This window comes from Hydrobacter penzbergensis, from assembly GCF_900106985.1.
GTDB classification, from domain to species: Bacteria; Bacteroidota; Bacteroidia; order Chitinophagales; family Chitinophagaceae; genus Sediminibacterium; species Sediminibacterium magnilacihabitans.
The window spans coordinates 137,571-162,892 of record NZ_FNNO01000001.1 but is presented as its reverse complement, the minus strand read 5'-3'; the positions used below and the strand labels follow the sequence as shown (position 1 = coordinate 162,892).

The window sequence follows — 25,322 nt, the reverse complement described above, 5'->3', positions numbered from 1 at the left end:
CGAAGATAGACAATAATTGGTATATCAGGCAATTGTAACGGTTCTGTCGAGGTAAACGTCCTGGATGGTTTGAAGCATGTCAACACCTTCCGACATCGGGCGCTGGAAAGCTTTACGCCCCAGGATCAATCCCATACCACCGGCCCTTTTGTTGATGACTGCGGTGTATACGGCTTCCGCAAGGTCGCTGGCGCCCTTGCTTTCGCCACCGGAATTGATCAGTCCCACACGGCCACTATAACAGTTCAGTAACTGGTAACGGCAGAGATCGATGGGGTGGTCGGTGGTGAGTTTTGTATACACGAGCGGACTCGTTTTGCCATGCTTGGTGGCAAGATAGCCACCATTATTAGTGGGTAATTTTTGTTTGATGATATCGGCCTGCAATGTTACACCCAGGTGGTTGGCCTGGCCGGTAAGATCGGCTGAAGTATGGTAATCCACACCATCTACTTTAAATGCATTGTTGCGTGTATAACACCAGAGAATAGTAACCATGCCCAGCTCATGCGCCATTTCAAATGCTTCCGCTACTTCTTTCAGTTGCCTTGCACTCTCGGCGCTTCCCCAGTAGATAGTAGCACCTACAGCAATGGCTCCCATATTCCAGGCGCTGCGGATGGTACCGAACATAGTCTGGTCATAACGGTTGGGATAACTCAGGAATTCGTTGTGATTGATCTTCACAATAAAAGGTATCCGGTGTGCGTACTTGCGACTCATCAAACCCAATACACCATATGTAGAAGCTACGCCATTACAACCGCCTTCAATCGCCAGCTTCACAATATTCTCCGGATCGAAATAAATAGGGTTGGGAGCGAAGGCCGATCCACCGCTGTGTTCCACGCCCTGGTCTACCGGGAAAATACTGCAATAGCCTGTGCCGCCGAGCCGGCCATGATCGAGCAGTGTCTGGAAATTACGCAGGGTGGTGTTATTGCGATTACTGTTGATCCAGCTCTTTTCTATGTGATCGGGTGAAGGAAGATGAAGGCTCGATTGATCAATGGTAGTGCATTGGTGATCGAGCAGGTAAGCGGCTTTATCGCCCAGCAGGTCGACGATTTTTTGATTGGGCATGATACTACTTTTAATAAGTTAACAGTCGTTAGTTAAATAAAAGTAGGGAAAATGGTTGACTTATAAATGAAACGTCATCCTGAGCGAGCGAAGCGAGTCGAAGGAGCTGCTATCAATTCCAACAGATCCCTCGGCTACGCCCGGGATGACGTTTACAATTTGTTACGCGTTCCTGTTGATACAATTGAGGTCTTCAAACGCCACTTCAAGGCGCTTGGAGAAAGTCTCTTCAGCCTTGCGTAACCATACGCGAGGATCGTAATATTTTTTGTTGGGCTTATCAGTTCCTTCAGGATTACCTAACTGACCTTGCAGATAAGCTTCATTCTTCTTATAAAATTGTTGAACACCTTCCCAGAATGACCACTGGAGATCGGTATCGATGTTCATTTTGATGGCGCCATAACCAATGGCTTCCCTGATCTGGTGCTGGGGAGAGCCGCTACCACCGTGGAATACAAAGTAAACAGGCTTCTTGCCGGTTTTGAGTTCTTTTTCAATATGGTCCTGGCTGTTTTTCAGGATTTCGGGGCGGAGTTCCACATTACCCGGACTATAAACACCATGCACATTACCGAAGGCTGCGGCCACGGTGAACAGTTTGCCTACTTTGCTCAGCTCGGTATATGCATAAGCCACGTGCTGTGGTTGTGTATAGAGTTTATCGTTTTCCACTCCGCTGTTGTCAACACCGTCTTCTTCACCGCCGGTAACACCCAGTTCAATCTCGATGCTCATACCCAGTGGGGCCATCCGTTTGTAAAATTCAACAGAAGTATGGATGTTCTCTTCGATGGGCTCTTCAGAAAGGTCCAGCATGTGAGAGCTGAACAAAGGTTGCTTTTTCTCTTTGTAAAACTGCTCACCGGCATCGATGAGTCCGCTTACCCATGGCAGCCATTTCTTGGCAGCATGATCGGTATGCAGTATCACCGGTACGCCATAGTATTTGGCCACATTGTGAATGTGCAATGCGCCGGATATGCCGCCTGCAATATTGCCCTGGAAGTTGTCGTTGGGCATTCCTTTTCCTGCGATGAACTGTGCACCGCCATTGGAAAATTGTATGATAACAGGTGAATTTACTTTTGCAGCAGTTTCAAGGGTAGCGTTGATGGTATTGGTTCCGATGGTATTCACTGCCGGCAGGGCGAAATGATTGTCTTTTGCGTCGTTGTATAAGGCTTCCAGTTCTTCTCCAAATAAGACCCCGGCTTTGTATTTTTTCATGCTAAAGTTTTTTGATTTACGATGAATGCTCAATTTGCTTATAATTTCGGCAAGATAAGCTACTTAGGACAAATGGTTGTTAGCTTTCAGGAATGATGGGCCAGCTTTTGCAAGAGGCTGGTGAAATAAGCAGGAGCCTGCTGCAGGCGGCTGCCATACCAACTGAACATTTCGCCGTCTACCAACTCGATAGATACCTGCGGCAATGACTGCCGGATTTCAGCAATATGCTGTTCGCGGAAAGGATAAGGTTCGCTGGATAAGAGGATCAATGTTGTGTTTTTAGATGCCAACTCCTCAATGCTGGTTTCCGGGTAACGGGTTTGACCGGCAAACACATTTTGAAACCCACAACGAGTGAGCATATCATGGATAAATGTATCGCCGCCAACGCTCATATAGGGGTTGCGCCAAATGAGGTAGGCAGTGCGAGTTTTTTGATGACCGGAGGTGGGGGATAAATCGGCGAAACCTTCCCGGATAGTATGAATGATTTTTTCAGCTGCAGGTTCTTTACCCGTGATGATTCCTATCTGCCGTATCATAATGAGTGCGTCGTTGAGCGTACTGATATCACTGGTATAAACAGGCGCCAGATCGCGGAGAGCATCCACCTGTTCTTTGGTATTCTCTTCTTTATTGGCAATGATCAGGTCGGGCCTCAATTCTTTTATCAATGACGGCTTAACAGACTTGGTGCCACCGATCCTTGTTTTGCTCTTAAACCATTGCTGCGGATGAACACAAAATTTCGTGATGCCCACTACTTCTTCGTCCAATCCCAGGTTGAATAATAACTCTGTTTGTGAAGGCACCAATGAAATAATACGCCTGGGAAGCTCTTTTAATTCAATGCTTCTGCCTATTTGGTCACAAAACGAGATCATGGAGATGTTAGTTGGAAGAGTATTAACCCTAAAGCCACCGTGGTGCTTGCGCCCAGCTTGAGATCGCCTTTGGCTTGTAAAACATCGTTGATAGTAGAAATTTCAAACTCCGTCTGCTCCCAGATCTTTTTTACTTCGCTGAATTTATCTAACAACTATCAACTCATACCTTACTTCGCCAGGCTCTGGATCACATCGTACTTGGTAACGATATGGTATTCGCCTTTTTCGTCTTTTGCCAGCACTGCACCGTTTTCTTTGTTGATCAGGTTGCCGATTTTTTCAACGGGAGTTACAAAATCAACCACGGGGTAGGCATGCTCGATCACACTGGATACTTTGGCATTTTTGATTTCAGGATTACTGAATATTTTCTGGAAAAGTCCGCTTTCACTCAATGAACCCACCAGTTCATTACCCTGCATTACGGGTATCTGCTCAATATCGTGTTTCTTCATCAGTTCAACGGCTTCAGATACGATATGTCCGGGCGTTACAGTAACCAGTTTCTGATTGGCGCGGCCGTTCACGATGTCTTTGAATGTTTTTACATCCAGGAAACCGCGTTCCATCATCCATTGATCGTTATAAATTTTGCCCACATAACGGCTGCCATGATCGTGGAAGATGCAAACCACCACATCGCCTGCTTTCAAAGAATCTTTTAACTGCATCAATCCCTGCAAGCAACTGCCTGCACTGTATCCGCAGAACAATCCTTCTTCTTTGGCAATCCTGCGTGCCATCACCGCACCATCTTTATCGGTTACCTGTTCAAAATGATCGATCACATGCATATCATAGTTCTGTGGAACAAAATCTTCACCGAAACCTTCAGAGATATAAGGATGCACTTCGTTCATGTCAATCTCACCGGTCCTGAAATATTTAGTGAGCAAAGAACCATACACATCAATGGCCCATACCTTGATGTTGGGATTCTTTTCTTTGAGATACATAGCTGTTCCTGTAATGGTACCTCCTGTGCCAGCCGTGCAAACCAGGTGCGTGATCTTGCCTTCTGTCTGTTCCCAAATTTCGGGTCCTGTGCTTTCGTAATGCGCCAGCCTGTTCGCCAGGTTATCGTACTGGTTCATGTACATGGAATTGGGAATTTCCCTGGCCAGGCGTTTGGCTACGCTGTAATAACTTTTGGGGTCGTCGGGTAACACGTTAGTGGGACAAACAATCACTTCCGCGCCAACGGCTTTGAGGATATCGGCCTTTTCTTTAGATTGTTTATCGGTGGTAACAAAAATGCATTTGTATCCTTTCACACAGGCGGCCAGTGCCAATCCCATACCCGTGTTACCGCTGGTTCCTTCTATGATGGTACCGCCGGGCTTCAGTTTACCTTCCTGTTCTGCTACTTCCACCATTTTCAACGCCATGCGGTCTTTGATGGAGTTGCCCGGATTGAAATAATCCACTTTGGCTACCACGGTAGCAGGCAGGTCTTTGGTAATCTTGTTGAGTTTAATGAGCGGTGTATTGCCAATGGTCTCCAGTATATTGTTCAGCCACATGATAGACTAACGGTTGTTTGTGCAAAGATAGAAGGAAATGGCTGATGTCTGATGTAGTCATATCTGATTTGATGTGTACATTCTGAAACCTGCACTGCAAATCAAATCAGGCATTACTTGAATGATTCGAGCATTTTTCCGCAGAGATCACTCTGGATCATTTTCTCTGCAACGGCGATCATGTTTTTGAAAGCTTTGGCATTGCTGATGCCGTGGCCGATGATCACAGGCTTTGCCACGCCCAGTACGGGCGTACCGCCGTAGTTTTCATAATGAAAACGGCTGAAATATTCGTCCTGGTCCAGTTTACGTTTGTGGGCGATATCGTAAATGGATTCGGCCATTTTGAGGATGATGTTACCGGTAAAACCATCGCAAACCATTACATCGGCTTTGCCGGTGAAAATGTCGCGGCCTTCAATGTTGCCGGTGAAATGGATTAATTTGTTTTCCTTGAGCAGGGGATAGGCTGCTTGTGCCAGCAGGTTGCCTTTGCCTTCTTCTTCTCCCACATTCATCAAACCTACTTTTGGATCTTCGATATTGAGGATGTGCTGGGCATACAGACTACCCAATACTGCGAACTGGTTCAACAGTTCCGGCTTGCAATCGGCATTCAGTCCTACATCGAGCAACAAACCGGTGCTGCCATCCAGTTTGGGAACAATGGTGGAAATGGTAGGCCTTTGAACACCATCGATGGGCTTGATGCTGTACATGGCGCCCACAAGCATGGCGCCCGTATTACCAGCGCTGATGAAGGCGTCGATTTTACCGGTAGCCAGTAAATGAAAACCGATGGCGATGGAAGAACGTTGTTTTTCTTTGAGGGCCTTGGTAGGGTGCTCGTGATACCCGATGACCTCGGGGGCATGTATCAAATGCAAATCGGGTGATGTAACCTGGTGTTCTGCCAGTAAAGGCTGAACAACGGTTTCATCACCGATGCAATATAAACTTGTGGCAGAGCGATGGTCAGACAGGTATAGCTGCAAGCCTTTTACTGCTTCCAGCGGTGCGAAATCTCCGCCCATCATGTCTAAGCCTATATTCATGCCAGCAAGCTAAGGATATAATTTGAACTAAAAGGTTACGCTTTCAGGGGAGCTTTTTCAGCTACCAGTTTTCCTTTATAGAACAATTTTCCTTCGCTTACGTGTGCACGATGGCGCACATGGGCTTCACCTGTAGTGGTGTCTTTGCTTAACGTCACTTCCTGTGCAACATAGTGCGTTCTTCTTTTAGCGCTGCGCTGCTGTGAATGTCTGCGTTTAGGATTCGGCATATCTCGAAATTTATAGTATCAAAAAAGTTTATTCCAGGTTTTTAAATTGATCCAGTCCCTTCCACACCGTATTCTTGTCATCCTTCTTTGTTCCTTCTTCCATCTGCTTCAGCTTCTCCAGCACTTCCGCATTGCATTTGGATTTACCCTTTTCATCCTCCCCGCATATTTTTTGTAGTGGGATGCTCAGGTTGATGAATTCATATATCCAGCCCGACAAGTACAGGTGACTTTCACCCCGGCTGATATAATATACATCGGGATCGTCTTCCTGTTCATTCATGGTATCGGGTTCATCCACCATCTTGACAATGATGTTAAACTCATCCCATAACTGCAAGTGCAAAGGATTGCCGCAGCGGTCACAGGTAGCTTCCACGGCGCCGTCAATATCAAACCGCAATTGCATGAACCCGTTTTTTTTATCGAGGCTCAGTTTAATATTGGCATCGCAGTTGCTGAAATCCTGCTTGCCATACGGTGCAAAGAACTTATCATCCACCCTATATTCGTATACATGAATCCCCGGTTTCAGACCCACGAACGCTATCTCATATTCCCGCCGATGACTCATAACCTTTTTTTAAGGGCTTGCAAAGGTAACGCTAAATGGTGGAAATGCCAAAGCAAATTGGCTTTTCCTGGGTATTCATTTGTTCACAGACCTGAATTGGTTATAAAATAACATATTTGCATATATGAAACCCGGTACAAAGATAACACGTTCCCTGTTCCCGGCAACCATCCTGCGCCTCTTGTTGGCGCTGGGCCTGCTGGTGGTTTCTTTTTTCCCGCAGTTTGTTGAGTACTGGTACAGCCAGGGTATTTATCCGGCCATCGGTTCTACCTTGCGGCTGCTGACCAGGTGGATACCTTTCAGTATTGGGGATGTTGGCTACCTGTTGCTGGCTTGCTGGTTATTTGTCAGGCTGGTTCAATGGCTGATGAGGCTGAAAAGAGAGGGGCTTTCGAAAGCGTTGATGTTGCAGGGCCTATTAAGTTTCATTCATTTTTTGCTGGGCATTTATATTGTGTTCAAACTGGTATGGGGATTCAACTACAACCGTCTCGGCATTGCCTATCAACTGAAACTGGAAAAGCTCCCGTATTCGCAGCAGGCGTTGAACCAACTGACCAGCGACCTGATCGATTCGGCCAATACTTACCGTCGCCGGTTCGATACCATATTACCAGCTCCTTCAATCGATTCCATTTACCGCGATGCCTACCATGCATACCTGCAAGCGTCTGATGCCTATCCTTTTTTAGATTATCACCAGCGATCGGTCAAGGCCAGCCTGTATACGCCGGTTGCCGATTATATAGGTTTCACGGGCTATTATAACCCTTTCAGCGGGGAGGCGCAATTGCGAACAGATGTGCCCCGTATTTTGCTGCCCTATGTGGCTTGTCATGAAATGGCGCACCAGTTGGGTTATGCCAGTGAAAGTGAAGCCAATTTTGTAGGGTTCCTGGCTGCCGCCAATTCCGCCAATCCTTATTTCCGCTATTCCGTTTACCTTGATTTGTTTTCTTATGCCCAGGGCGAGCAACTGGCGCAATATGCAATGGATAAAGATGCCCAAGGTTTTGAAGCGGCTATTCAGCACAATCGCAACCAGTTGGATACACTGGTGAAAAAAGACAGGCGCGAGATCAGGGAGTTCTTCCGTAAGCGCAGCAACCGCATTTCACCCGCCATGAACAGTCTCTACGACCAATACCTGAAAATGAACAGCCAGGAAAAGGGCATGAAGAGTTATGATGAAGTGATCGGCTGGATATTGGCGTACCGAAAGAAAGGTGTGGGCAGCTAGAATTTATTCTTCCACATCATGCTTTCCACCGGCTTATTGGGCTGGCCGCTGTATTTGGCATTGCTTTTCTGGTTGTATTTCACTTCAATTTCTCCTTCCACAGGGAAATAGATCAGCTGACCAATGGGCATGCCCTTGTACACGCGTACCGGTTGCTTGCAGGAAATTTCGAGGGTCCAGTTGCCGCAGAAGCCCACATCACCCTTACCGGCAGTGGCGTGAATGTCAATGCCCAGACGGCCGGTAGAAGATTTACCTTCCAGAAAAGGCACGTGCGCGTGGGTTTCGGTATACTCTTCGGTTACACCTAAATAGAAATGATGCGGCTCCAATACAAATCCTTCGTCGGGTATTTCAAAATAATCGATGAGGTTGTGTTTTTTTGCATCCAGTACTTTGTCTACATAGCGCGCCAACCATTTACCCAGGTGCACATCATAACTGTTACTGCCCAGGTCTTCACGCCGGTAGGGCTCAATTTTGATGGTGCCTTTCTCCATTTCCTCTAAAATGCGCTTATCTGTCAGGATCATGCTCTGTTTTTTATGGTTGAAATGCAAATAAATCTTAAATCTGCAATCTAAAGTCAATTCATTCAAGCGTGCCGCTGTTTTATCAACAAGATATCAACGAAACCACCCGGTTGGGTGTCTGGAAAATTGAAGAGCCCGAATCTTTTTTCCTTGCCAAAGTACCGCTGCAACGTAGTATTACGCATCCGCATAAAAGATTGCAACACCTGGCCGGTCGTTACCTGCTGCCTTATTTGTTCCATGACTTTCCCCACGAAGAAATTGAAATAGCCGACACGCGTAAACCGTTTCTGCCCTTCGAGCAATACCACTTTTCTATTTCGCATTGTGGTGATTATGCGGCGGCCATTGTAAGCAGCCGGTACAGGGTGGGTATTGATATTGAAATGGTCACACCGCGGGTAGACAAGATCAAACACAAGTTCCTGCATTCCGAAGAGCTGGCATTTGTAAACAGTTACCCTTTGAACAAACAAGTTGCGTTATTAACGCTTTTATGGAGTGCAAAAGAAGCCATGTTCAAATGGTGGGGGCGTGGGGATGTGGATTTTAGTGAAGTGATGCGTACAAAAAGCTTTGAACTGAAACACGAAGGTTTGTTTGATGGACATTTTCAGAAAGATGATTTCAGGAAGGAGTTGGCATTGCATTACCAGTTGCGTCCCGACCTGAGCCTGGTATGGGTGTATTCTTAATCATCCTGCCTGTTCTTCATCTTGGGCACCAGCAACAGGTTCTTTTGCAATGTTTGCTTTAACTGGCGCTTGACCAACTGACCCATGGTCTTTGACTTGGAGAAATAAGCCGGGTTTTGAAAATGCTCGCCCAGTTCCCGTTTCAACTGCTCCAGTTTTTCCGGTTTGGATATTTGGTCTCCACTCATGATATCCAACAACTCTTTCATACGGTAGCGCGCCGAAACCAGCCTGAAAGTCATCATGGTACGCTCTTCGGTCTGGTATTGTGCAATAGAGGACTGATCGAGGTGCTTCTGCACGATATCCACAAAGGGTCTGTTGTCTTTGAAGAACTGCGGCAGGTAAAGGTTTTTACGGCCTTCATAAGATTGCTGATCAAAATCAATAGCCCTGATGCGGTATTGCACATCTTCAATATCGGGCGTGATGTTCACCACAAAATTATAGGAACGCATATCGCCCAATAATTGCACAAAGCAACGCTCATTGAATTTCACAAATTCTTTTGCCAGCCTGATGAGGTTGGTATTGGAATTATTGAGGTATTCGTTGATGAAAATATCGCCTGGAATGCCTGGTATATGTTCTTCGATGAGTGTGGCATTGTTGGTGAAATAGGTCATTCGGTTAGGGGAGAGGAGGTGTTCCAGTTCCAGTCCGTATACCCTGCTTGCATCGGCCTGCTTGATATAATAATGATCGTAGTTGTCGTTGAATTTATTAACGATGCGTATGCGAAAAGGCTGACTATTACCAAAATAACAAAAGTCGATCCTGGCTACATCGAGGTGTTTGCTGAAACTCATGTCGCCCTCGGTTTTGAGGATCGCATAAATGCGTACCAGATTCTCGCGCAGGAATTCCCATTCGCGCATATCATACGATACTTTTTCCCAGGAAGTATCATTGCCCTTTTTGTCTTTCAGCGGAACGGTATAGGTAAACCGTTGCAGGTCGCGATAAGTTACCGGCAGATTCACTTCCCGTCCGTATTTGACCAGGTATTTGCGCAATGCGTCATCTACAGGAAAAATGGGTTTCTTCTGTGAAGGCCTGCTCATCTGGTCGGCCAGGGCGATATTGCCGAAAAAACTATTCAAGTAATAAAGAATCGTTGTCGTCCAACAAGTTCAGGTCTACATCCGATCCTGCAATACCTTCTACAGAGCCCTGGATATGTGCGGCGTTGAGCAATACTTTCTCCAGTTGTTTTTCACGGGCCTTCCACAATTTTTCCATGGCGTCGCGTTCTTTCTGGATGCCCTGCCTGATGCTCATAAAACCTTCACGGATGGCTTTCCATTGTTCACCGAATTCTCCGCTGGTGAGGTAATCGTAGAGCATCACCATTTTATCGCCTTTGTTATCCTGGCTTTTTTTGGCATCGGCAATCCGGAGGATGGCATTACGCAGCAGCAAAGCAACACTTCTCACTTCTGCAAACGTGCAGATATAAACACCGTCTTTTTCTCCGAACCGGTCCATATCTTTTGGTAAGGCCTGGGTAACGATCACCGCAACATCGGCTCCCTGGTTACGCATATCTGCTTTCAGTTTCTCTATCCATTCGTTCGCAAAATCCTTGGTGCGCTTGCTTTCATAAATAATGCGGCCACATTCGTTACCAAACTGGTTGCGTACGGTTTGGATACAGTCGGCACCGCGAACGCCTTTACCCACTTCTTCCACTTTATCGAAAGGGAAGGCGGCCTCCAGCAGTTCTTCCAACATCAGTTCCTGTACTTCACCCTGTAATTGCATGCTGCCTTGTTCTGATTTGCGGCGCATTTCTTCGGCCAACTTTTTCTGGTCTTCCAGTTTTTTTTCTAACTCTTTCAATTGCAGTTGGTATTCCTGCTCTTTGAGACTCATTTTTTCCGCCTCTTCTTTCACCAGTTGCTCCTTCAACTGTTCTCTTGCTTCCAGTAACCTGCGTTGAACAGAAAGTTCCAGCTCTTCTTCTTTTGCTTTCAGCGCCTGTTCTTTTTGCAGGAAATCCAGTTCTTTTTTTCTTGCCTCTTTCAGCTTCTCTTCTTTATCGGCATCTGCCAGTTGCAGCATTTTTAGCTGGTTCTCAAAATCGGCAGTGATGGTCTTACGCAAACTGTCCTGCAATTCATCCCGCAGGCGTTTTTTTTCTGTTTCCAGTTGCCGGGCCGCTTCCTGCTCTTTCTGCCTGAATTCTTCGTCTTTTTTCTTCTGCCACTCGATCACTTTGCCCCGTAATTCTTTTTCCACTTCTTCCCGGATAGAATCGCCCGGTTCGAACTGGTGGTGGCAATTGGGACAATTTATTATGAATGAAGCCATCTGCTATTTTTTTACAAATTAAGTCTAAGGAGCGGAATAAAAAACCTGGACCTATATAAAAGATCGGTAAAGCATATGTAATCAGGTACTTATACCTGATTGGAATAGATGGGTTTTACTTTAAGTTGTACCCTGTATAATAATGCCCAAGAATGGATAATGAAATAATAGTAAGTGAAAGCCATGTTATCAGCAAGATATACCTGGTGCGAGGCCAGAAAGTAATGCTGGATAGGGATCTGGCGGATATTTATGGTGTGGAAACGAAGAGGTTGAATGAACAGGTAAAGCGAAACCAGGAAAGATTCCCACAAAATTTCATGTTCCAACTGACAGATCAGGAGGTTGAAATCTTGATGTCGCAAATTGCGACTTCAAGATTGGATGAAGATACAGGATGGGGAGGAAGGAGAAAACTGCCTTATGCTTTTACTGAACACGGGGTATTAATGCTTGCTAATGTTTTAAAAAGCGCCAGAGCGGTAGCCGTCAGTATAAAGATTATCGACATTTTTGTTCGATTACGAGAAGCTTTACTAGCTAACCAGGATATGCTATTGAAATTGGAACAGCTGGATAAAAAAATGTCCAACATAGGGCACGATGTAAAAATGCACGATGGAGAAATTGAAACCATTTTTGAATTGATCAAAGAGATCATGGAAGAAAGGATGAGGCCCAAGCCACGGACTCCTATTGGCTTCAAGCCACAGGCGTAATCACTAAAGAAAAAGGAGCTACTTGAAAAGTAACTCCTTTAAACAATATAGTGCGGAAGAGGAGATTCGAACTCCCACGGCTGTTACCCCGCTACCACCTCAAAGTAGTGCGTCTACCAATTTCGCCACCTCCGCAAGTATTGAGGACTGCAAAAGTAAAGGAAAACAGTCTAAAAATTACATCCGTTCGGGTACTTTTATTCCCAGCACGGCCATCCCTTTTTTAATAACACCCGCCGTAAGCTGGGCCAGTTGTAAGCGCAGTTCTTTTTTATCAGCGGTTTCGGCATTGCCGATAGAATGTTCTGTATAGAATGAGCTGAAGGTCTTTGCCAGGTTAAAAGTATAGATGGCCACTTTAGACGGATCATGCTCGCTTGCCGCTTCCTGCAATACAGATGGGAATTGCTCCAATTCTATGGCCAGGGCTTTTTCCAGTGGCAGGAGACTATTGCCGATATTGCTGCCTTCTGGCATAGATTTACGTAAGACGCTTTTGATACGGGCATGCGTATATTGAATGAAAGGCCCGGTAAACCCATGGAAATCGATGCTCTCTTCGGGATTGAAGATCATTTTTTTCCTGGGGTCCACCCGTAACAGGAAAAATTTTAATGCACCCAAACCAATCGTGTCATAGAGTTCGGCAAGTTCGGCAGGAGAAAAATCTTTTACTTTTCCCAACTCTTCTGTTTTCTGCCGGGCTATGTTTACCATTTCATCCACGAGGTCGTCTGCATCCACTACTGTCCCTTCGCGGCTTTTCATCTTACCCGAAGGCAATTCCACCATGCCATAGCTCAGATGATAAATACCATCAGCCGATGGGAGACCCAGCTTCTGGCAGATCAGCTTCAATACCTTGAAATGATAATTCTGTTCATCACCTACCACATAAATACTTTGGTCTACATTGAACTCTTTCTGTTTCTGTTCGGCAAGCCCTATGTCCTGTGTGATGTATACTGAAGTGCCGTCTTTCCGTTGTACCAGCTTTTCATCCAGTCCATCGTTGGTGAGGTCGATCCACACACTGTTATCTTCTTTCTTTACAAAAACACCTTTGGACAAGCCTTCTTCCACCAGGTCTTTACCCAGCAGGTAGGTATTGCTCTCATAGTAAACCTTGTCAAAATTGCTGCCGATCCTTTGATAAGTAATGTCGAATCCTTCATATACCCAGCTATTCATCCTGTGCCAGAGCTCCATCACTTCGGGTTTGCCGGCTTCCCAGTCGAGCAGCATTTGCTGTGTGGCTTTCATAATGGGAGCTTCTTTTTCAGCCAACTCTTCCGTCATGCCGCTATCCACGAGTTCCTTTACCTGCTTTTTGTATGCCTCGTTGAACTTCACATAATAATCCCCCACAAAATGATCTCCTTTGATACCCGTACTTTGAGGGGTATCGCCGTTGCCGAAATACTGCCAGGCGATCATGCTCTTACAGATATGAATGCCCCTGTCGTTCACTACACAGGTCTTTACAATACCATGACCGGTAGTTTTAAGAATTTCTGCTACACTCCATCCCAGGAAATTGTTCCGCAAGTGCCCGAGATGAAGGGGTTTATTGGTATTGGGGGATGAATATTCCACCATTACTTTGCTTCCGGTGGAGGCGCTCGCACCAAAGGAAAGATTAGCTGCATTTGACTGGATGAACTGCAGCCAGTATCCATCGGCTATCGTCAGGTTGAGGAAGCCTTTAATGATGTTGAAACCGCTGAAAAGATCAGGATGCCGGTTGATCAGATGGCTGCCCAATTCCTGGCCCAGGACATCCGGCGCTTTTTTTAACAGTTTTATAAAGCTGAAAAGTACCACCGTATAATCGCCCTCGAACTCGGGTTTGGTGGCATTGACCAGAACGTCATGAGGCTGTAAATCAATATTGTACAATTCTTTTAGCGCTTGTGCCGAGGCTACCTTAACCTTTAAAACAACGTTCATGGGCTTAACAATTTCGGGTTGCAAAAGTAACCAATTAAGCCCTACCTTCGCCGCCATTGATGCGAAAGTTGCACCAACATATCCGTAAACTGATCCTCGACACGGTGGACCTGTTCTACCCGTTGTTCCAAAAGATGATGCCATTGCAAACTTTCCGTTATGCGGCTTGCGGTGGTTTCAATACCTGTCTCGATATTACCCTGTTCTTCATTTCTTACAATTATATCCTGCAAAAACAACCGGTTCATTTTGGGTTCCTTACCATCGGAGCACATATCGCCGCTTTTCTGATCGGGTTCTGTGTAACATTTCCCATCGGTTTTTACCTGAGCAGGTATGTAGTATTTCAGGCTACTTCGGTTGCCAAGCGCGAACAATTGGGCAAATACTTTATGGTGGTGCTGGGTTGCCTTTTCCTGAACTATGGGTTCCTGAAATTATTTGTGGATGTGCTTCACTGGTATCCTACACCATCTAAATTGATCACTACGCTCTTCGTAGTAGCTTTCAGTTATGTTTCCCAGAAGCATTTTACTTTCAAGGCGGCCTGATACAATTGTTTTATCAGAACTGTAATCGCACACTACCAAAAACACCGAAGTCATTGGCGTTTGATTTATAGAGGAGCGGGTTGGATCCTGCAGGAATATTGCGCAGCGGAGCATACCGCCATACAAAATCGATACGCAATAGTTTGAAGATGTTTTCCAGGCCGGTACCCAGTTCTGTATAGAAGCCGCCCCTAAGCGAACGCATGCGATATTCATAATAGAAGTCATGAATATTAAGCCGCTGGTTAGCCGTAGAGAGATTACCCCATACTGTTTTAACATTCCAGAACTGCCTCATGTTGCTTTTTCGCATAAAATGCAACAGGCTCAAAAACTTTTTCTCCAGGTTGTGTTCAAGAGTAGCGCCTGCAAATTCATCACTTATGTATTCAAACCTGTTCATCAGGTTAAAAGATTGTTTGTTGTAATAATAAACCTCATTTCCGGGATGCACTTCCAGCAGCATGAAAGGGAGTGGTTCATTGGAGAACACTTTTCCGCCATACACCATGTAATTGACCTTGCCCCAGCGTGGGATGCGGGTGGTCTGGCTGATGTTTATTCCTACACGGCGGTATTGATAGTCCGAACCCAGGAAACCCGCAATACCCACAGCACCGCGCAATTCCAGAACGGGCAGGTCGCTTTTCAATTTCAATTCCTTTCTGTGACGGGCAATGGTTTTTTCCCCGGGTGCATAACGGAGTTTTAACCCCAATTCGGCATTTGCAATACTTACCTGTTTAGGGCGACTCATTAATAATCTTTTCTCAGGCAAGGGGCTGAACGTCTCATAATTGGTAAAAGTGAAGAAAGGCTGCGCGGAAAGTTTATTACGCCATTCTTTGGTGATGGCCAGTTTGGTTTCTTCCACACCCAGGAATTTCTGACGTATGTGCGGACGACGGATCAACTGGCTGAAAATATTATCAGTGGTGATGTCCTCGTCGTTATAGCGAGTGCGGCCATTATCCAGGTCGTGCGTGTAAGATGAAAAAAAGCTGATACCCTGATTGCCTGGCAAACGGTAAGTAACGTCCATCCTGCCTTTGAAACGGTTATCCTTGAATCCATAGGCTAAATAACCATGCAGCCGGAGATATTTGCTGAACTTTGCTGTAGTACCGAGATCAAAGCGAACCCTGAAACGCTCCAGTTGATTACCGCTTACCCATTTGTACCAGGGACCGATCTCAACGGCCCCAAGTTTTTTATGGCCATCGAGCAGGAAAGTAAGTGTGTTGGTATAGTGAATAAAAGCGGGGATGGTTTTGATGGTGTCCATCATCTTATAGATATTCTGTTCATTGGAACTGAGGTCTTCATGCCTTTGCTCATTCCAGAAATCAGTATCCTTATCCTGCGCATTCTCAGCCACCACTACTTCTTCCTTCTGTGCATTGGCGTTCAGTTTGGCAAGAATACTCGTATCATTTACCCGGATATTACGGTACATGCTTGTTTTACGTGCGATGAACGATAATTTCTCTTTGCCCAGGGGAGAGAAATCAACCACGAGTTTGTCTTTCGAGAACATCCAGTTGCTGTCGGACTGCAAACTGAACTCCTGTACAATACTCAGTCTGTTTACAAAGTTGATATTGGCAGTAGCGGAAATGTTCAGGTTGATGCGATAGATACCCCAGTTGCTGCCGTGTATCCAACAATCGCCGCTGAACGTATTTTCACCATCGCGTTTCGGGGTAAAGAAGAGGTGAAAATAACGCTGGCCGCCAATGTACTGGGTATCGGCGCCGCGGTAGTTGTAATACCTGTCGCCCAAAGTGCTGAGCGGACTAATGAACTCTTTACCCAGTGCATGTGTTTGATCGGAATAAACATTGATCTTCTGGTTCATGCCGCCTACGAACTGCAGCATACTTTCGTTTTTCATCCCATCTGTCTTGGCAGCCTTGATCTCTTCCCGGATCTTCTGCGGATCGGTACTGTAATAGTAGTCGGATAAAGCTTCTGTCAGGTAAATCGGCAAGAATGGCTTTGTCTCCGTGGTACTGTCGATATTATCCAGTATAAAGGCGAAAGGTTTGAGTAGTTTTTTGTCGGCGAAATAACGGCGATCTACATTATTAAGGTCGATCTCCATTTTATTATAGAGTTCATAAGCATAGCTCTGGTACTGGTAAGGGTTGTTCTTTGCTTTATGGGCAACGATGTTTTTCCACCAGCGAAGTCCTTTGTTGAACTTGGACTTGACTTCCACCGAGCTGCCGGTTTTCAGTTGGTACAAGGACAATATCAACAACGAACTGTCTTTGCTGTGGTCATTGATGATCTTGTGAAGCTCATCGAACCCCACATAACTAACGGCAAGGGTATCCGGATGAAAGGGACTGTGTTTGATGGTGAAATTGCCGGCGCTATCGCTAACAACCCCGAAACCGGCTTTTTTCCAGAATATACTGGCAAATGGAACAGTTTCTTTGGTGAAATTGCTCATTACCCGCCCCCTGAGCGTGGGTGTATGCAAGTCCTGAGACCACAAAATGGTACAGGTTAACATAGTACAAAAGCAAGCCATTGCCTTGTAGAAAAAGCCAATTTTCGTCACGTCAGGGGTGTATACGGGGGTTATCTAATCTCGGTCAACCGGGATATAGGATCTACTAACAATTAAGAACAAATTAAAATTAAGGTTTTTTTTCCTGAAAAAACCACATGTGACAAAACCCTGCATATCTGGCTGACAATTTTGCATTTTAAGCTTGATGGCATGGTCATTGACCAGAATAAAGCGATTATTAATCCGAAATTCATAAAGACATGGGTAAAATAATAGGAATTGACCTTGGAACAACCAATAGTTGTGTGGCCGTTATGGAAGGTAACGAGCCCGTAGTGATAGCCAATGACGAAGGGCGTAGGACTACCCCTTCCGTAGTGGCATTTTTGAAGAATGGCGAGCGTAAAGTAGGAGATCCTGCCAAGCGCCAGGCTATTACCAACCCCCAGCATACCATCACCAGTGTGAAGCGTTTCATGGGGCGCCGGCACGACGAAGTGACCGAAGAAATCAGTCACTGGAGCTATAAAGTGGCAAAAGGTGACAATAATACCGTTCGGGTAGCTATCGAAGACCGTTTGTATACTCCCCAGGAGATATCTGCCATGATCCTTCAGAAAATGAAGAAAACGGCAGAAGACTATCTCGGACAGGAAGTGACCGAAGCGGTGATCACTGTTCCGGCTTATTTTAACGACGCACAGCGTCAGGCTACCAAAGAAGCAGGTGAGATCGCCGGTCTGAATGTACGTCGTATTGTGAATGAACCTACAGCGGCTGCGCTGGCTTATGGCCTCGATAAAAAACATGCCGATCAGAAAATTGCCGTGTTCGACCTGGGTGGTGGTACTTTCGATATCTCCATCCTGGAACTGGGTGATGGCGTTTTTGAAGTGAAATCAACCAATGGTGATACGCACCTGGGTGGTGACGACTTCGACAAAGTGATCATGGACTGGCTGGCTGATGAGTTCAAAAGCCAGGAAGCCATCGACCTGCGCAAAGACCCGATGGCCCTGCAGCGTTTGAAAGAAGCTGCTGAAAAAGCGAAGATCGAGTTAAGCTCTTCTGCAGAAACAGAGATCAACCTGCCTTATATCACTGCGGTGGACGGCGTTCCCAAACACCTGGTGCTGAAGCTGAGCCGTGCCAAATTCGAGCAACTGGCAGACAACCTGTTTGCCCGCTGCCTGAAACCTTGTGAAGCGGCATTGAAAGATGCAGGCTATAGCACTTCACAGATCGATGAAGTGATCCTGGTGGGTGGTTCTACCCGTATCCCTAAAGTGCAGGAGATCGTAGAGAAATTCTTTGGTAAGAAACCCAATAAAGGCGTAAACCCCGATGAAGTAGTAGCCGTAGGTGCTGCCATCCAGGGTGCGGTATTAACAGGTGAAGTGAAAGATGTATTGCTGCTCGACGTTACGCCGCTTGGTTTGGGTATCGAAACCATGGGTGGTGTAATGACAGTGATGATTCCTTCTAATACGACCATCCCTACCAAGAAAACAGAAATATTCTCTACAGCCAGCGATAACCAACCGGGTGTACAGATCCATGTATTGCAGGGAGAGCGCCCGATGGCCAACCTGAACAAGAGCCTGGGTATATTCAACCTCGATGGTATTCCACCGGCTCCAAGAGGCGTGCCCCAGATCGAAGTGACTTTCGATATCGATGCCAACGGTTTGCTGCATGTGAGTGCAAAAGACAAGGGCACTGGCAAAGAACAGAAGATACGCATCGAAGCGGGTAGTGGTTTGAGCAAAGAAGAAATTGAAAAAATGAAGGCCGAAGCAAAAGCCAATGAAGCATCTGATAAAGAAGCCCGCGATAAAGTGGAAAAACTGAACCAGGCCGACAGCCTGATCTTCCAAACTGAGAAGCAATTCAAAGAGTTTGGCGATAAGATTCCGGCCGATAAAAAAGCGCCAATTGAAGCAGCACTTGCCAAGCTGAAAGAAGCGCATAAGAGCCAGGATGTAGCGGCTGTAGATGCAGCTATGACAGAGATGAATAATGCATGGACTGCCGCCAGTGAAGAAATTTACAAGGCGCAGCAGGCTGCAGGCGGACAGGCAGAAGGAGGTGCACAAGCCAATGCCGGTTCAAACGCACAAGCAGGCGGAAGCGATACTGTGGAAGACGCACAGTTTGAAGAAGTGAAATAATGTTTCTTTGAAATGATAACAATAAAAACTTTGCCCTAGGCTTAAGCCCAGGGCAAAGTTTTTATTGCAATAATGTATAGAAAGAATGGGTGGCAGTATCGTGCACAACGCCATCGGGAGTGGTATAAATAAAATAAGCGCCCAGATCTTTTTTACGTTCCACAAATTCCATGGCCTTTTTCAGCCCCATGCCCATCAGCGCATTATCATAACCATCGGCAGTAATGCCATCCTTAGCCCATACGGTAACACTGATCAGGTCTGTTTGAAAAGAATAACCCGTATGCGGATCAATGAGGTGATTGATTTTTTTGGCGCCACTTTCATAGAATTTACGGTAATTACCAGAGGTAGTGAGTGCCCCATGATCTAAATGAACGATCCTTTGGTAGGGAGCCGGTTCATACGGATCGTTGCCCGGCGCTTCAATGCCCACCGACATTTTTTCACTACCTGGCTGCCTGCGGCCACTGACTACCAGTTCTCCGCCAATTTCTGCCAGGAAGTTTTGAATGCCTTTCGATCTCAGGTAATTGGCCAGCACATCTGCAGTATAACCCTGGGCTATTCCGTTGAGGTCGATCTTCACACAGGGCAGGCTCTTGTGCAGGTAATTATTTTTGAGTGATAGTTTGCCGGTGCCTACACATTTCAACAATGCGCTGATGCGTGCAGAGTCGGGCAGGCTGTCCGGATGCTTCACTCCAAATCCCCAGGCTTCTACAAGCGGCTGTACGGTAACGTCGAATAGGCCGCCTGTTTCCTTATAGATCTCAAAAGATTTCGCAACAACTGTTTTCAGGTAATGATCGGTGGAAATACCTTCCGTCGAGCGATTGAACCGGTTGATCAGTGAATAAGGTTTGTAAAGTGAAAGCGAACTGTCGATACCATTGAGGATACTGTCGATAGCAACTTGACGAATGATAGCATGGGTATGATAGTAAGTGATATGATAGGTAGTACCCTGTGCATATCCTTCCAAATGAAATGCTTTTAATGCAGGCTTTTGAATAAAAGAGACCTGCATTAAAAGCATTAAAAAAAGCAACAGACGATACATCTTAGAAATTATATTCCGGTTTCCATTGCTGTACGGTGTTGGTGTAGATGGCTTCATTGGCCAGGTGCACACATACCGCCGTTCTGGCGCCCGTCATTACATTGGAAGCGGGACTTTGCTTTTGCACGATGGACTTGTGAAAATCAACCATCGCATAATACGTACCATCTTTGGTTGGTTCGGTAAGAATGGGCATGCCGCCGTCTTTGTTCCAGGTGATCTTGGTAGCACCTGTTACACCGTCTACAGTTTGTAATTCTTTGCGTGTCTGCGCTTCAGGATAAAATACGCCTTCATTGACCAGCAATGATACGGTGCCTTTGTTTCCTTTCAGTTTGAAAATATAACCTTCCCTCGCATTGGCACAGGTAGCGCCGAAATTACCGATCATGCCTTCTTTGCCATAGCGCAGTACAGCCTGTACATTATCGTAGGTTTCCCTTCCGTCTTTGTAAAAATCAATACCACCGGTGCCCACAATAGTAGTAGGGTGGGTATTGAATGCCCAATTGATAAAATCGATCTGGTGTGATAATAATTCAGCTGGCAATCCACCTGAAAACTCTTTATACATGCGCCAGTTGATCTTTCTTTCGAGTGAAGGATCGGGTACGGGCCTGCGCCAGTCCCAGTTACGGTCCCAGCGGCAATCGATCTGCGTTACCTTACCCAGGTAACCCTTCTCGATCATTTCCTTTACTTTATAATACAATGGGGTGTAGCGGTATTGGTGGCCTATCTGTAATACCTGTTTGGGATAATTACCTGCAATGTTGATCAGGCTGGCTGCCTGGGGAATATTGTAGGTCATTGTTTTTTCCAGGTATACTTGTTTGCCTGCTTCCAATGCATCTTTGGCAAGGTTGAAATGCAGGTTCAAAGGCACCGCAATGATCACAGCTTCAACGTTTTTATCATCGAGCAACTGGTGATGATCTTTGTACTGCTTCACTGATTGTACAGATCCGGCGGGCAATACCTTTTCGGTTTCTTTCAATCTGAAATCCAGCACATCACAAATGGCGACGATATTGAATTTCGTGGGCAGTTCTTTCAGAATCTGCATGATGCCTTTACCGCGGTCTCCACAACCGATCACACCAAGGTTGATGCGGTGGTCGGCATCCAGGGCAAAGGCTTTCATCATACTGTTGTGTAACAAAAGACCACCGGTAAGTACAGTGGTCTTTTTAATAAAACTTCTTCGGCTCATAACAATGACAAATCAAATTTTGGGTTCCCATCCTCTTTCATACTCTCTTCTCCAGAGTTTGGATGCTTTTGGATTGTCTAAGATATGGCCATTGTGTTGGTCGATATTCAAAGTATATCCCACCCGTTGAGCAATATTACCCAATTGTACCCATAAAGTACTCTTATAACCGGTTTCCACATCGGCATTGGGCAATTTATTATCGCGGATAGCATCAACAAAGTTTGCAAAATGCACCACGTCGAGGCCTTCACTCGGACTCAACGTATTACGTCCATCGATCTCGATGTTGGATTTTACTTCTTTCACCACTTTATTCTTTTTATCATATATGATGTAGCTGTTGCCCCCTGTGCTCATGCTGCCACCTTCGCCATAAAAAATTACGCCGCGGTCTTCGCCTTCTACCAGGCGGCTGTTGCAACTGCGTCCTTCCCATATTACAGATGTTTCGCCTGGGCAATCGAAAGTAATGATCTGTGTATCGGGTGTTTCCCAGTCGTCTTTGAAATAATACCTGCCGCCTACAGAGTTTACGCGCAGGGGATAGTCTACGCCGAGTCCCCACCTGATCACATCAATTTCATGCGTACCGTTGTTCAGCGCTTCACCGGTACCCCAATGCCAGAACCAGTGCCAGTTGTAATGGATCAGGTTATCGCGGAAAGGTACGCGGGGAGCGGGGCCTTGCCATAATTCATAATCCAGTCCGGCTGGTACGGGTGCTGTTTTCCCGATACCAATGCTGCCGCGGCTATTGGTGTACCAGGCTTTGGCCATGTGTACTTTGCCAATCACGCCACCGTGTAATGCTGTGATACCTTCGGTAAGCACAGGCCATGAGCGACGCTGGCTGCCCATCTGTACTACGCGTTTGTATTTTCTTGCTGCCTGTACGGCCAACTCGCCTTCATGAGGGTTATGGCTGAGGGGCTTTTCTACATATACGTGTTTACCCGCCTGGCAGCAGAGAATAGTGGCCGGTGCGTGCCAGTGGTCGGGCATGGCAATGGAGAGGGCGTCGATGTCCTTATTGCTCAACAGCGTGCGGAGATCCTTGGTAGTAGCCGGACGCTTGCCTATTTTCTTTTCGGCAAAATCCAATCCTTTGTTCAGGGCCTTATCGTCTACATCGCACAAAAAGGCAACTTCTGTATTCTTCACCTTGCCGAAGGCGCCGATATGCGCGAGGCCACGGCCATTGGTGCCTATAACAGCTACCCGTAACCGCTCATTAGAGCCAACAATGTTGGCATAACTCTTAGAGGTAAATCCGAGCCCCAGGCCGCCAATGGCAATGCCTGCAGAGCCCATACCCATATCCCTGATGAATGTTCTTCTCGATTTTTTCATGAATGGCGTTGTTTAAAATAGTTATAATTTTCTGATTTTGATATTCCTGAATGATACCATATCTCCGTGATCCTGTAAGAGGATGGGAGATTGGGTAGGTTCACTAAAACCTTTGATGTTTTTATACTTGCTGCCGGCCACCAGTTTTTTGAAAGCCTCACTGCCGCGCTCGTATTCCACCGTCTTCTTTCCATTGAGCCAGTGCTCCACATGATTGCCTTTTACAATAATGCGGGCCCGGTTCCATTCTCCCACCGACATGTCTTGCTTATTTGCGTCGGGTGCGATCAGGTCGTACAAACCTCCCTGTTTGCGATTGCCATTGATGCCTAGTTTGGCATCGGGGTGGCGTTCATCATCCAGGATCTGGAATTCACATCCCAAAGAACTTTTCGGTAATAAAAAGTACTTGATACCGCTGTTGGAACCAGGCACTATTTTAAATTCCAGGGTCAATTCAAAGTTAGTAAACAATTCTTCTGTTACGATATCGCCGCCTCTTCCTTTTCCGGCAGTAGTATCTGTACTCAATACCCCATCATTCATTACCCATCCTTTTTGCGGAAAGGGTTGTCCATTGGATTTTTGCCATCCTTTGGAACTGGTGCCATCAAACAATAATTGCCAACCCTGGCGTTGTTCTTTTTTCGTTAACCGGGGAACCTGTGCAAACACAGTTGTAGTAATGAAACAGGAAATGAATACCAGGCAATAAAACTTTGTTTTGTTTGTCATAAAAATAAAATATGAATGGTGTTGCATTAATAACCAGGATTTTGTTTGAGGTTAGGATTGATACTGATAGAAACACTGGGTATTGGGAATACGATACGCCATGCTTCGGATGGTTTCTTATCCCACCAGGTTCCCGATGTAAATTTATTGAAACGGATCAAATCATTCCTGCGCCAACCTTCCCATGCAAATTCACGGGCACGCTCGTTGAGCAATTCATTGAGCGTTAAAGTAGATGTGGTGTATTTGGCCAACGGATCGGTGGTGGAAAAACAACGCGCGCGCATGGTATTGACCATGTTCACGGCTTCGGTATTGGCTGCGCCGCCGTTTTTACGCATCAGGGCCTCTGCTTTCATCAAATAAATATCTGCCAGGCGGAATACAGGTGCATCATTGCTCATCTGGCTGATCTTGCTTCCTTTCTGCAACTCATATTTGATATTCCGGGCGCCATGAAATTCTTTGGCGGTAAGCATTGTAGCCGTATCGCCGGGCGCGTTCACAAATAAAGGATCCAATACAAGGGGCTTGCCCTTTTGTGCACCGGTGAGGCATTTCAATGGGGTTACGCCGTCTGCTGCAAACTGCGGACCTACCAGCCACTGCTGCTGGCGTTTATCGGTATTGCCAAACAATTTGTAGAAATTATTATGTGTCATAGCGCGGTTAACAGGAGCGAAACCAAAACCGTAAGTCTTCTGGTGTTCGGGATGCAGGTTTTTATAGTTCCAGCGCATTTCCGTTGCATAAGTAGTATCATATACCACCACAAAAATATTTTCTTTTGACAATTCATTTTTGATCTTGAACGGATCGTTCCAGTTTGCATCGAGCTGGTAACCGCCGCCGCCGGTATAATTCAATACTTTATCGCAATACTTGATGCAATCGTCCCAACGCGCAGTGCCGGGCTGTAAACCGTTTGCTGTAAGCTTGCCTGTATAAATTTCTGCATTGAGGTACAACTTGGCCAGCAAAGCCCAGGCAGCGGCTTTGGTTATATGACCGTAGGTATTGGGAGTACCTTTGTCTGCCAGCTTGTCCATATTATCCAGTATCTGTTTTTCAACATAAGCAAAGACATCTTTGCGCTCTGAAGTGGGCGGATACAGGGGCTCGCCAACTTTCTCCACAATGGGAACGTTGCCGAACATATCCATGATCATGAAATAATACCAGGCACGATAAATCTTCAACTCGGCCAATACCGATTGCTTGTCCAGCCCAACGCGCAATTTATCGAAATCCACTCCCTCCATGTTTTCAATGGTAGCGTTTGTATAACCCACGCCTCTGTACAGGGCATCGAAGGTATTTTTAATTTCGCTGTCGTCTTTGGTCCAGGTGTGCCAGTGCAGCCCTACGATCTGATCACCTCCGTCGGCAGGAGGGGTGCCGTCTTTGTATGGCATCGAAGTTTCATCAGTGGTGAGGGTATTCAAATGCCAGATACGGTATTCATAACTGCCCACGATATGCGAAAACGGGCGGATATAATTGGCAATCACTTCTTCTCTTGTTTTGAAGAAAGAGCCTGCTGTGATGCTGCTGTAAACGGTTTCATCGAGCTTGGTGCAGGAGAGAGAAGAGCACAGGCAGCCTATGAAGACCGATGCCATAATGAGGCAGCGGTTTCTTTTATTGGAAAATATTTTTTTCATAATGAACGATTGT

At 46.0% G+C, this 25,322-nt stretch carries 22 protein-coding genes and 1 tRNA gene; 5 read left to right on the top strand and 18 right to left on the bottom strand.

Features of this window, described 5'->3' with window-relative positions:
• Nucleotides 1-24 precede the first annotated feature (24 nt).
• The 7 genes from BLU98_RS00805 to BLU98_RS00775 form a co-directional block, all read right to left on the bottom strand.
• A complete protein-coding gene (locus BLU98_RS00805; RefSeq protein ID WP_092721345.1) occupies nt 25-1,083 on the bottom strand; it encodes a class I fructose-bisphosphate aldolase in 1,059 nt (352 codons plus the stop codon).
• Between the two features lie 162 nt (nt 1,084-1,245).
• Nucleotides 1,246-2,313 carry a class II fructose-bisphosphate aldolase gene (gene fbaA / locus BLU98_RS00800; protein WP_092721344.1) on the bottom strand — a complete coding sequence of 356 codons (1,068 nt, stop codon included), beginning with the start codon at nt 2,311-2,313 and terminating at the stop codon, nt 1,246-1,248.
• Nucleotides 2,314-2,399: 86 nt separating this feature from the next.
• Nucleotides 2,400-3,200: a helical backbone metal receptor gene (locus tag BLU98_RS00795; protein ID WP_092721343.1), complete on the bottom strand. Its 801-nt coding sequence runs from the start codon at nt 3,198-3,200 to the stop codon at nt 2,400-2,402.
• A 170-nt stretch (nt 3,201-3,370) separates the two neighbouring features.
• The gene (locus tag BLU98_RS00790; protein ID WP_092721342.1) at nt 3,371-4,726 is read right to left on the bottom strand and encodes a pyridoxal-phosphate dependent enzyme; all 1,356 of its coding nucleotides are present in this window, start codon (nt 4,724-4,726) and stop codon (nt 3,371-3,373) included.
• 113 nt (nt 4,727-4,839) lie between these two features.
• A complete protein-coding gene (gene plsX / locus BLU98_RS00785; RefSeq protein ID WP_092721341.1) occupies nt 4,840-5,781 on the bottom strand; it encodes a phosphate acyltransferase PlsX in 942 nt (313 codons plus the stop codon).
• A gap of 35 nt (nt 5,782-5,816) precedes the next feature.
• A complete protein-coding gene (gene rpmF / locus BLU98_RS00780; protein WP_026769828.1) occupies nt 5,817-6,011 on the bottom strand; it encodes a 50S ribosomal protein L32 in 195 nt (64 codons plus the stop codon).
• Nucleotides 6,012-6,039: 28 nt separating this feature from the next.
• Complete coding sequence (locus BLU98_RS00775) at nt 6,040-6,585, bottom strand: YceD family protein (RefSeq protein WP_092721340.1); 546 nt, start codon at nt 6,583-6,585, stop codon at nt 6,040-6,042.
• Between the two features lie 124 nt (nt 6,586-6,709).
• Here BLU98_RS00775 and BLU98_RS00770 point away from each other — a divergent pair, with 124 nt between their 5' ends.
• The gene (locus BLU98_RS00770) at nt 6,710-7,828 is read left to right on the top strand and encodes a DUF3810 domain-containing protein (protein ID WP_092721339.1); all 1,119 of its coding nucleotides are present in this window, start codon (nt 6,710-6,712) and stop codon (nt 7,826-7,828) included.
• Here BLU98_RS00770 and dcd read toward each other — a convergent pair.
• Entirely contained in the window at nt 7,825-8,361 is a 537-nt protein-coding gene (gene dcd, locus BLU98_RS00765) for a dCTP deaminase (RefSeq protein ID WP_092721906.1), read from the bottom strand. The two genes, BLU98_RS00770 and dcd, sit on opposite strands and share 4 nt — an antisense overlap.
• 68 nt (nt 8,362-8,429) lie before the next feature.
• On the opposite strand from dcd, the gene BLU98_RS00760 reads away from it, so the two are divergent.
• Entirely contained in the window at nt 8,430-9,056 is a 627-nt protein-coding gene (locus tag BLU98_RS00760) for a 4'-phosphopantetheinyl transferase family protein (RefSeq protein WP_092721338.1), read from the top strand.
• On the opposite strand, the gene BLU98_RS00755 is transcribed toward BLU98_RS00760, so the two are convergent.
• On the bottom strand, nt 9,053-10,159 hold the full coding sequence (locus BLU98_RS00755) for a hypothetical protein (protein ID WP_257574619.1): 1,107 nt from the start codon (nt 10,157-10,159) through the stop codon (nt 9,053-9,055). The two genes, BLU98_RS00760 and BLU98_RS00755, sit on opposite strands and share 4 nt — an antisense overlap.
• On the bottom strand, nt 10,152-11,369 hold the full coding sequence (locus BLU98_RS00750; RefSeq protein WP_092721337.1) for a DUF2130 domain-containing protein: 1,218 nt from the start codon (nt 11,367-11,369) through the stop codon (nt 10,152-10,154). Before BLU98_RS00750 ends, BLU98_RS00755 begins: the two co-directional genes overlap by 8 nt.
• Nucleotides 11,370-11,521: 152 nt before the next feature.
• Here BLU98_RS00750 and BLU98_RS00745 point away from each other — a divergent pair, with 152 nt between their 5' ends.
• Nucleotides 11,522-12,088, top strand: coding sequence for an ORF6N domain-containing protein (locus tag BLU98_RS00745; protein WP_092721336.1), 567 nt, complete (start codon nt 11,522-11,524; stop codon nt 12,086-12,088).
• A gap of 51 nt (nt 12,089-12,139) precedes the next feature.
• Here the strand turns inward: BLU98_RS00745 and BLU98_RS00740 are convergent.
• Nucleotides 12,140-12,223: transfer RNA gene (locus BLU98_RS00740), tRNA-Leu, on the bottom strand.
• 42 nt (nt 12,224-12,265) lie between these two features.
• The gene (gene argS / locus BLU98_RS00735; protein WP_092721901.1) at nt 12,266-14,038 is read right to left on the bottom strand and encodes an arginine--tRNA ligase; all 1,773 of its coding nucleotides are present in this window, start codon (nt 14,036-14,038) and stop codon (nt 12,266-12,268) included.
• A 59-nt stretch (nt 14,039-14,097) separates the two neighbouring features.
• Here argS and BLU98_RS00730 point away from each other — a divergent pair, with 59 nt between their 5' ends.
• Nucleotides 14,098-14,589, top strand: a complete 492-nt coding sequence (locus BLU98_RS00730) for a GtrA family protein (RefSeq protein WP_257574618.1) — start codon at nt 14,098-14,100, stop codon at nt 14,587-14,589.
• Between the two features lie 13 nt (nt 14,590-14,602).
• Here the strand turns inward: BLU98_RS00730 and BLU98_RS00725 are convergent, their stop codons facing one another.
• On the bottom strand, nt 14,603-17,092 hold the full coding sequence (locus BLU98_RS00725; protein ID WP_257574617.1) for a DUF5686 and carboxypeptidase-like regulatory domain-containing protein: 2,490 nt from the start codon (nt 17,090-17,092) through the stop codon (nt 14,603-14,605).
• A 278-nt stretch (nt 17,093-17,370) separates the two neighbouring features.
• Here BLU98_RS00725 and dnaK point away from each other — a divergent pair, with 278 nt between their 5' ends.
• Entirely contained in the window at nt 17,371-19,281 is a 1,911-nt protein-coding gene (dnaK, locus tag BLU98_RS00720; protein WP_092721334.1) for a molecular chaperone DnaK, read from the top strand.
• 61 nt (nt 19,282-19,342) lie between these two features.
• On the opposite strand, the gene BLU98_RS00715 is transcribed toward dnaK, so the two are convergent.
• Genes BLU98_RS00715 through BLU98_RS00695 form a run of 5 tightly spaced genes read right to left on the bottom strand, consistent with a single transcriptional unit; the run spans nt 19,343 to nt 25,309 of the window.
• Nucleotides 19,343-20,311 carry an FAD:protein FMN transferase gene (locus BLU98_RS00715; protein ID WP_257574615.1) on the bottom strand — a complete coding sequence of 323 codons (969 nt, stop codon included), beginning with the start codon at nt 20,309-20,311 and terminating at the stop codon, nt 19,343-19,345.
• Between the two features lie 34 nt (nt 20,312-20,345).
• On the bottom strand, nt 20,346-21,557 hold the full coding sequence (locus BLU98_RS00710; protein WP_092721332.1) for a Gfo/Idh/MocA family protein: 1,212 nt from the start codon (nt 21,555-21,557) through the stop codon (nt 20,346-20,348).
• A 12-nt stretch (nt 21,558-21,569) separates the two neighbouring features.
• Entirely contained in the window at nt 21,570-22,910 is a 1,341-nt protein-coding gene (locus BLU98_RS00705; RefSeq protein ID WP_092721331.1) for a Gfo/Idh/MocA family protein, read from the bottom strand.
• 21 nt (nt 22,911-22,931) lie between these two features.
• Complete coding sequence (locus BLU98_RS00700; RefSeq protein WP_092721897.1) at nt 22,932-23,645, bottom strand: 3-keto-disaccharide hydrolase; 714 nt, start codon at nt 23,643-23,645, stop codon at nt 22,932-22,934.
• A gap of 26 nt (nt 23,646-23,671) precedes the next feature.
• Nucleotides 23,672-25,309 carry a RagB/SusD family nutrient uptake outer membrane protein gene (locus tag BLU98_RS00695; protein WP_092721330.1) on the bottom strand — a complete coding sequence of 546 codons (1,638 nt, stop codon included), beginning with the start codon at nt 25,307-25,309 and terminating at the stop codon, nt 23,672-23,674.
• Nucleotides 25,310-25,322: the final 13 nt, after the last annotated feature.

Bases quoted from the DNA above. Each gene is read 5' to 3' on its own strand.
- BLU98_RS00715 (WP_257574615.1), bottom strand. From the start codon at position 20,311: ATGCAGGTCTCTTTTATTCAAAAGCCTGCATTAAAAGCATTTCATTTG.
- BLU98_RS00695 (WP_092721330.1), bottom strand. From the start codon at position 25,309: ATGAAAAAAATATTTTCCAATAAAAGAAACCGCTGCCTCATTATGGCA.
- BLU98_RS00710 (WP_092721332.1), bottom strand. From the start codon at position 21,557: ATGAGCCGAAGAAGTTTTATTAAAAAGACCACTGTACTTACCGGTGGT.
- dcd (WP_092721906.1), bottom strand. From the start codon at position 8,361: ATGATCCTGACAGATAAGCGCATTTTAGAGGAAATGGAGAAAGGCACC.
- BLU98_RS00705 (WP_092721331.1), bottom strand. From the start codon at position 22,910: ATGAAAAAATCGAGAAGAACATTCATCAGGGATATGGGTATGGGCTCT.
- argS (WP_092721901.1), bottom strand. From the start codon at position 14,038: ATGAACGTTGTTTTAAAGGTTAAGGTAGCCTCGGCACAAGCGCTAAAA.
- BLU98_RS00805 (WP_092721345.1), bottom strand. From the start codon at position 1,083: ATGCCCAATCAAAAAATCGTCGACCTGCTGGGCGATAAAGCCGCTTAC.
- BLU98_RS00770 (WP_092721339.1), top strand. From the start codon at position 6,710: ATGAAACCCGGTACAAAGATAACACGTTCCCTGTTCCCGGCAACCATC.
- plsX (WP_092721341.1), bottom strand. From the start codon at position 5,781: ATGAATATAGGCTTAGACATGATGGGCGGAGATTTCGCACCGCTGGAA.
- fbaA (WP_092721344.1), bottom strand. From the start codon at position 2,313: ATGAAAAAATACAAAGCCGGGGTCTTATTTGGAGAAGAACTGGAAGCC.
- BLU98_RS00790 (WP_092721342.1), bottom strand. From the start codon at position 4,726: ATGTGGCTGAACAATATACTGGAGACCATTGGCAATACACCGCTCATT.
- BLU98_RS00775 (WP_092721340.1), bottom strand. From the start codon at position 6,585: ATGAGTCATCGGCGGGAATATGAGATAGCGTTCGTGGGTCTGAAACCG.
- BLU98_RS00700 (WP_092721897.1), bottom strand. From the start codon at position 23,645: ATGACAAACAAAACAAAGTTTTATTGCCTGGTATTCATTTCCTGTTTC.
- BLU98_RS00730 (WP_257574618.1), top strand. From the start codon at position 14,098: ATGCGAAAGTTGCACCAACATATCCGTAAACTGATCCTCGACACGGTG.
- rpmF (WP_026769828.1), bottom strand. From the start codon at position 6,011: ATGCCGAATCCTAAACGCAGACATTCACAGCAGCGCAGCGCTAAAAGA.
- dnaK (WP_092721334.1), top strand. From the start codon at position 17,371: ATGGGTAAAATAATAGGAATTGACCTTGGAACAACCAATAGTTGTGTG.
- BLU98_RS00745 (WP_092721336.1), top strand. From the start codon at position 11,522: ATGGATAATGAAATAATAGTAAGTGAAAGCCATGTTATCAGCAAGATA.
- BLU98_RS00750 (WP_092721337.1), bottom strand. From the start codon at position 11,369: ATGGCTTCATTCATAATAAATTGTCCCAATTGCCACCACCAGTTCGAA.
- BLU98_RS00795 (WP_092721343.1), bottom strand. From the start codon at position 3,200: ATGATCTCGTTTTGTGACCAAATAGGCAGAAGCATTGAATTAAAAGAG.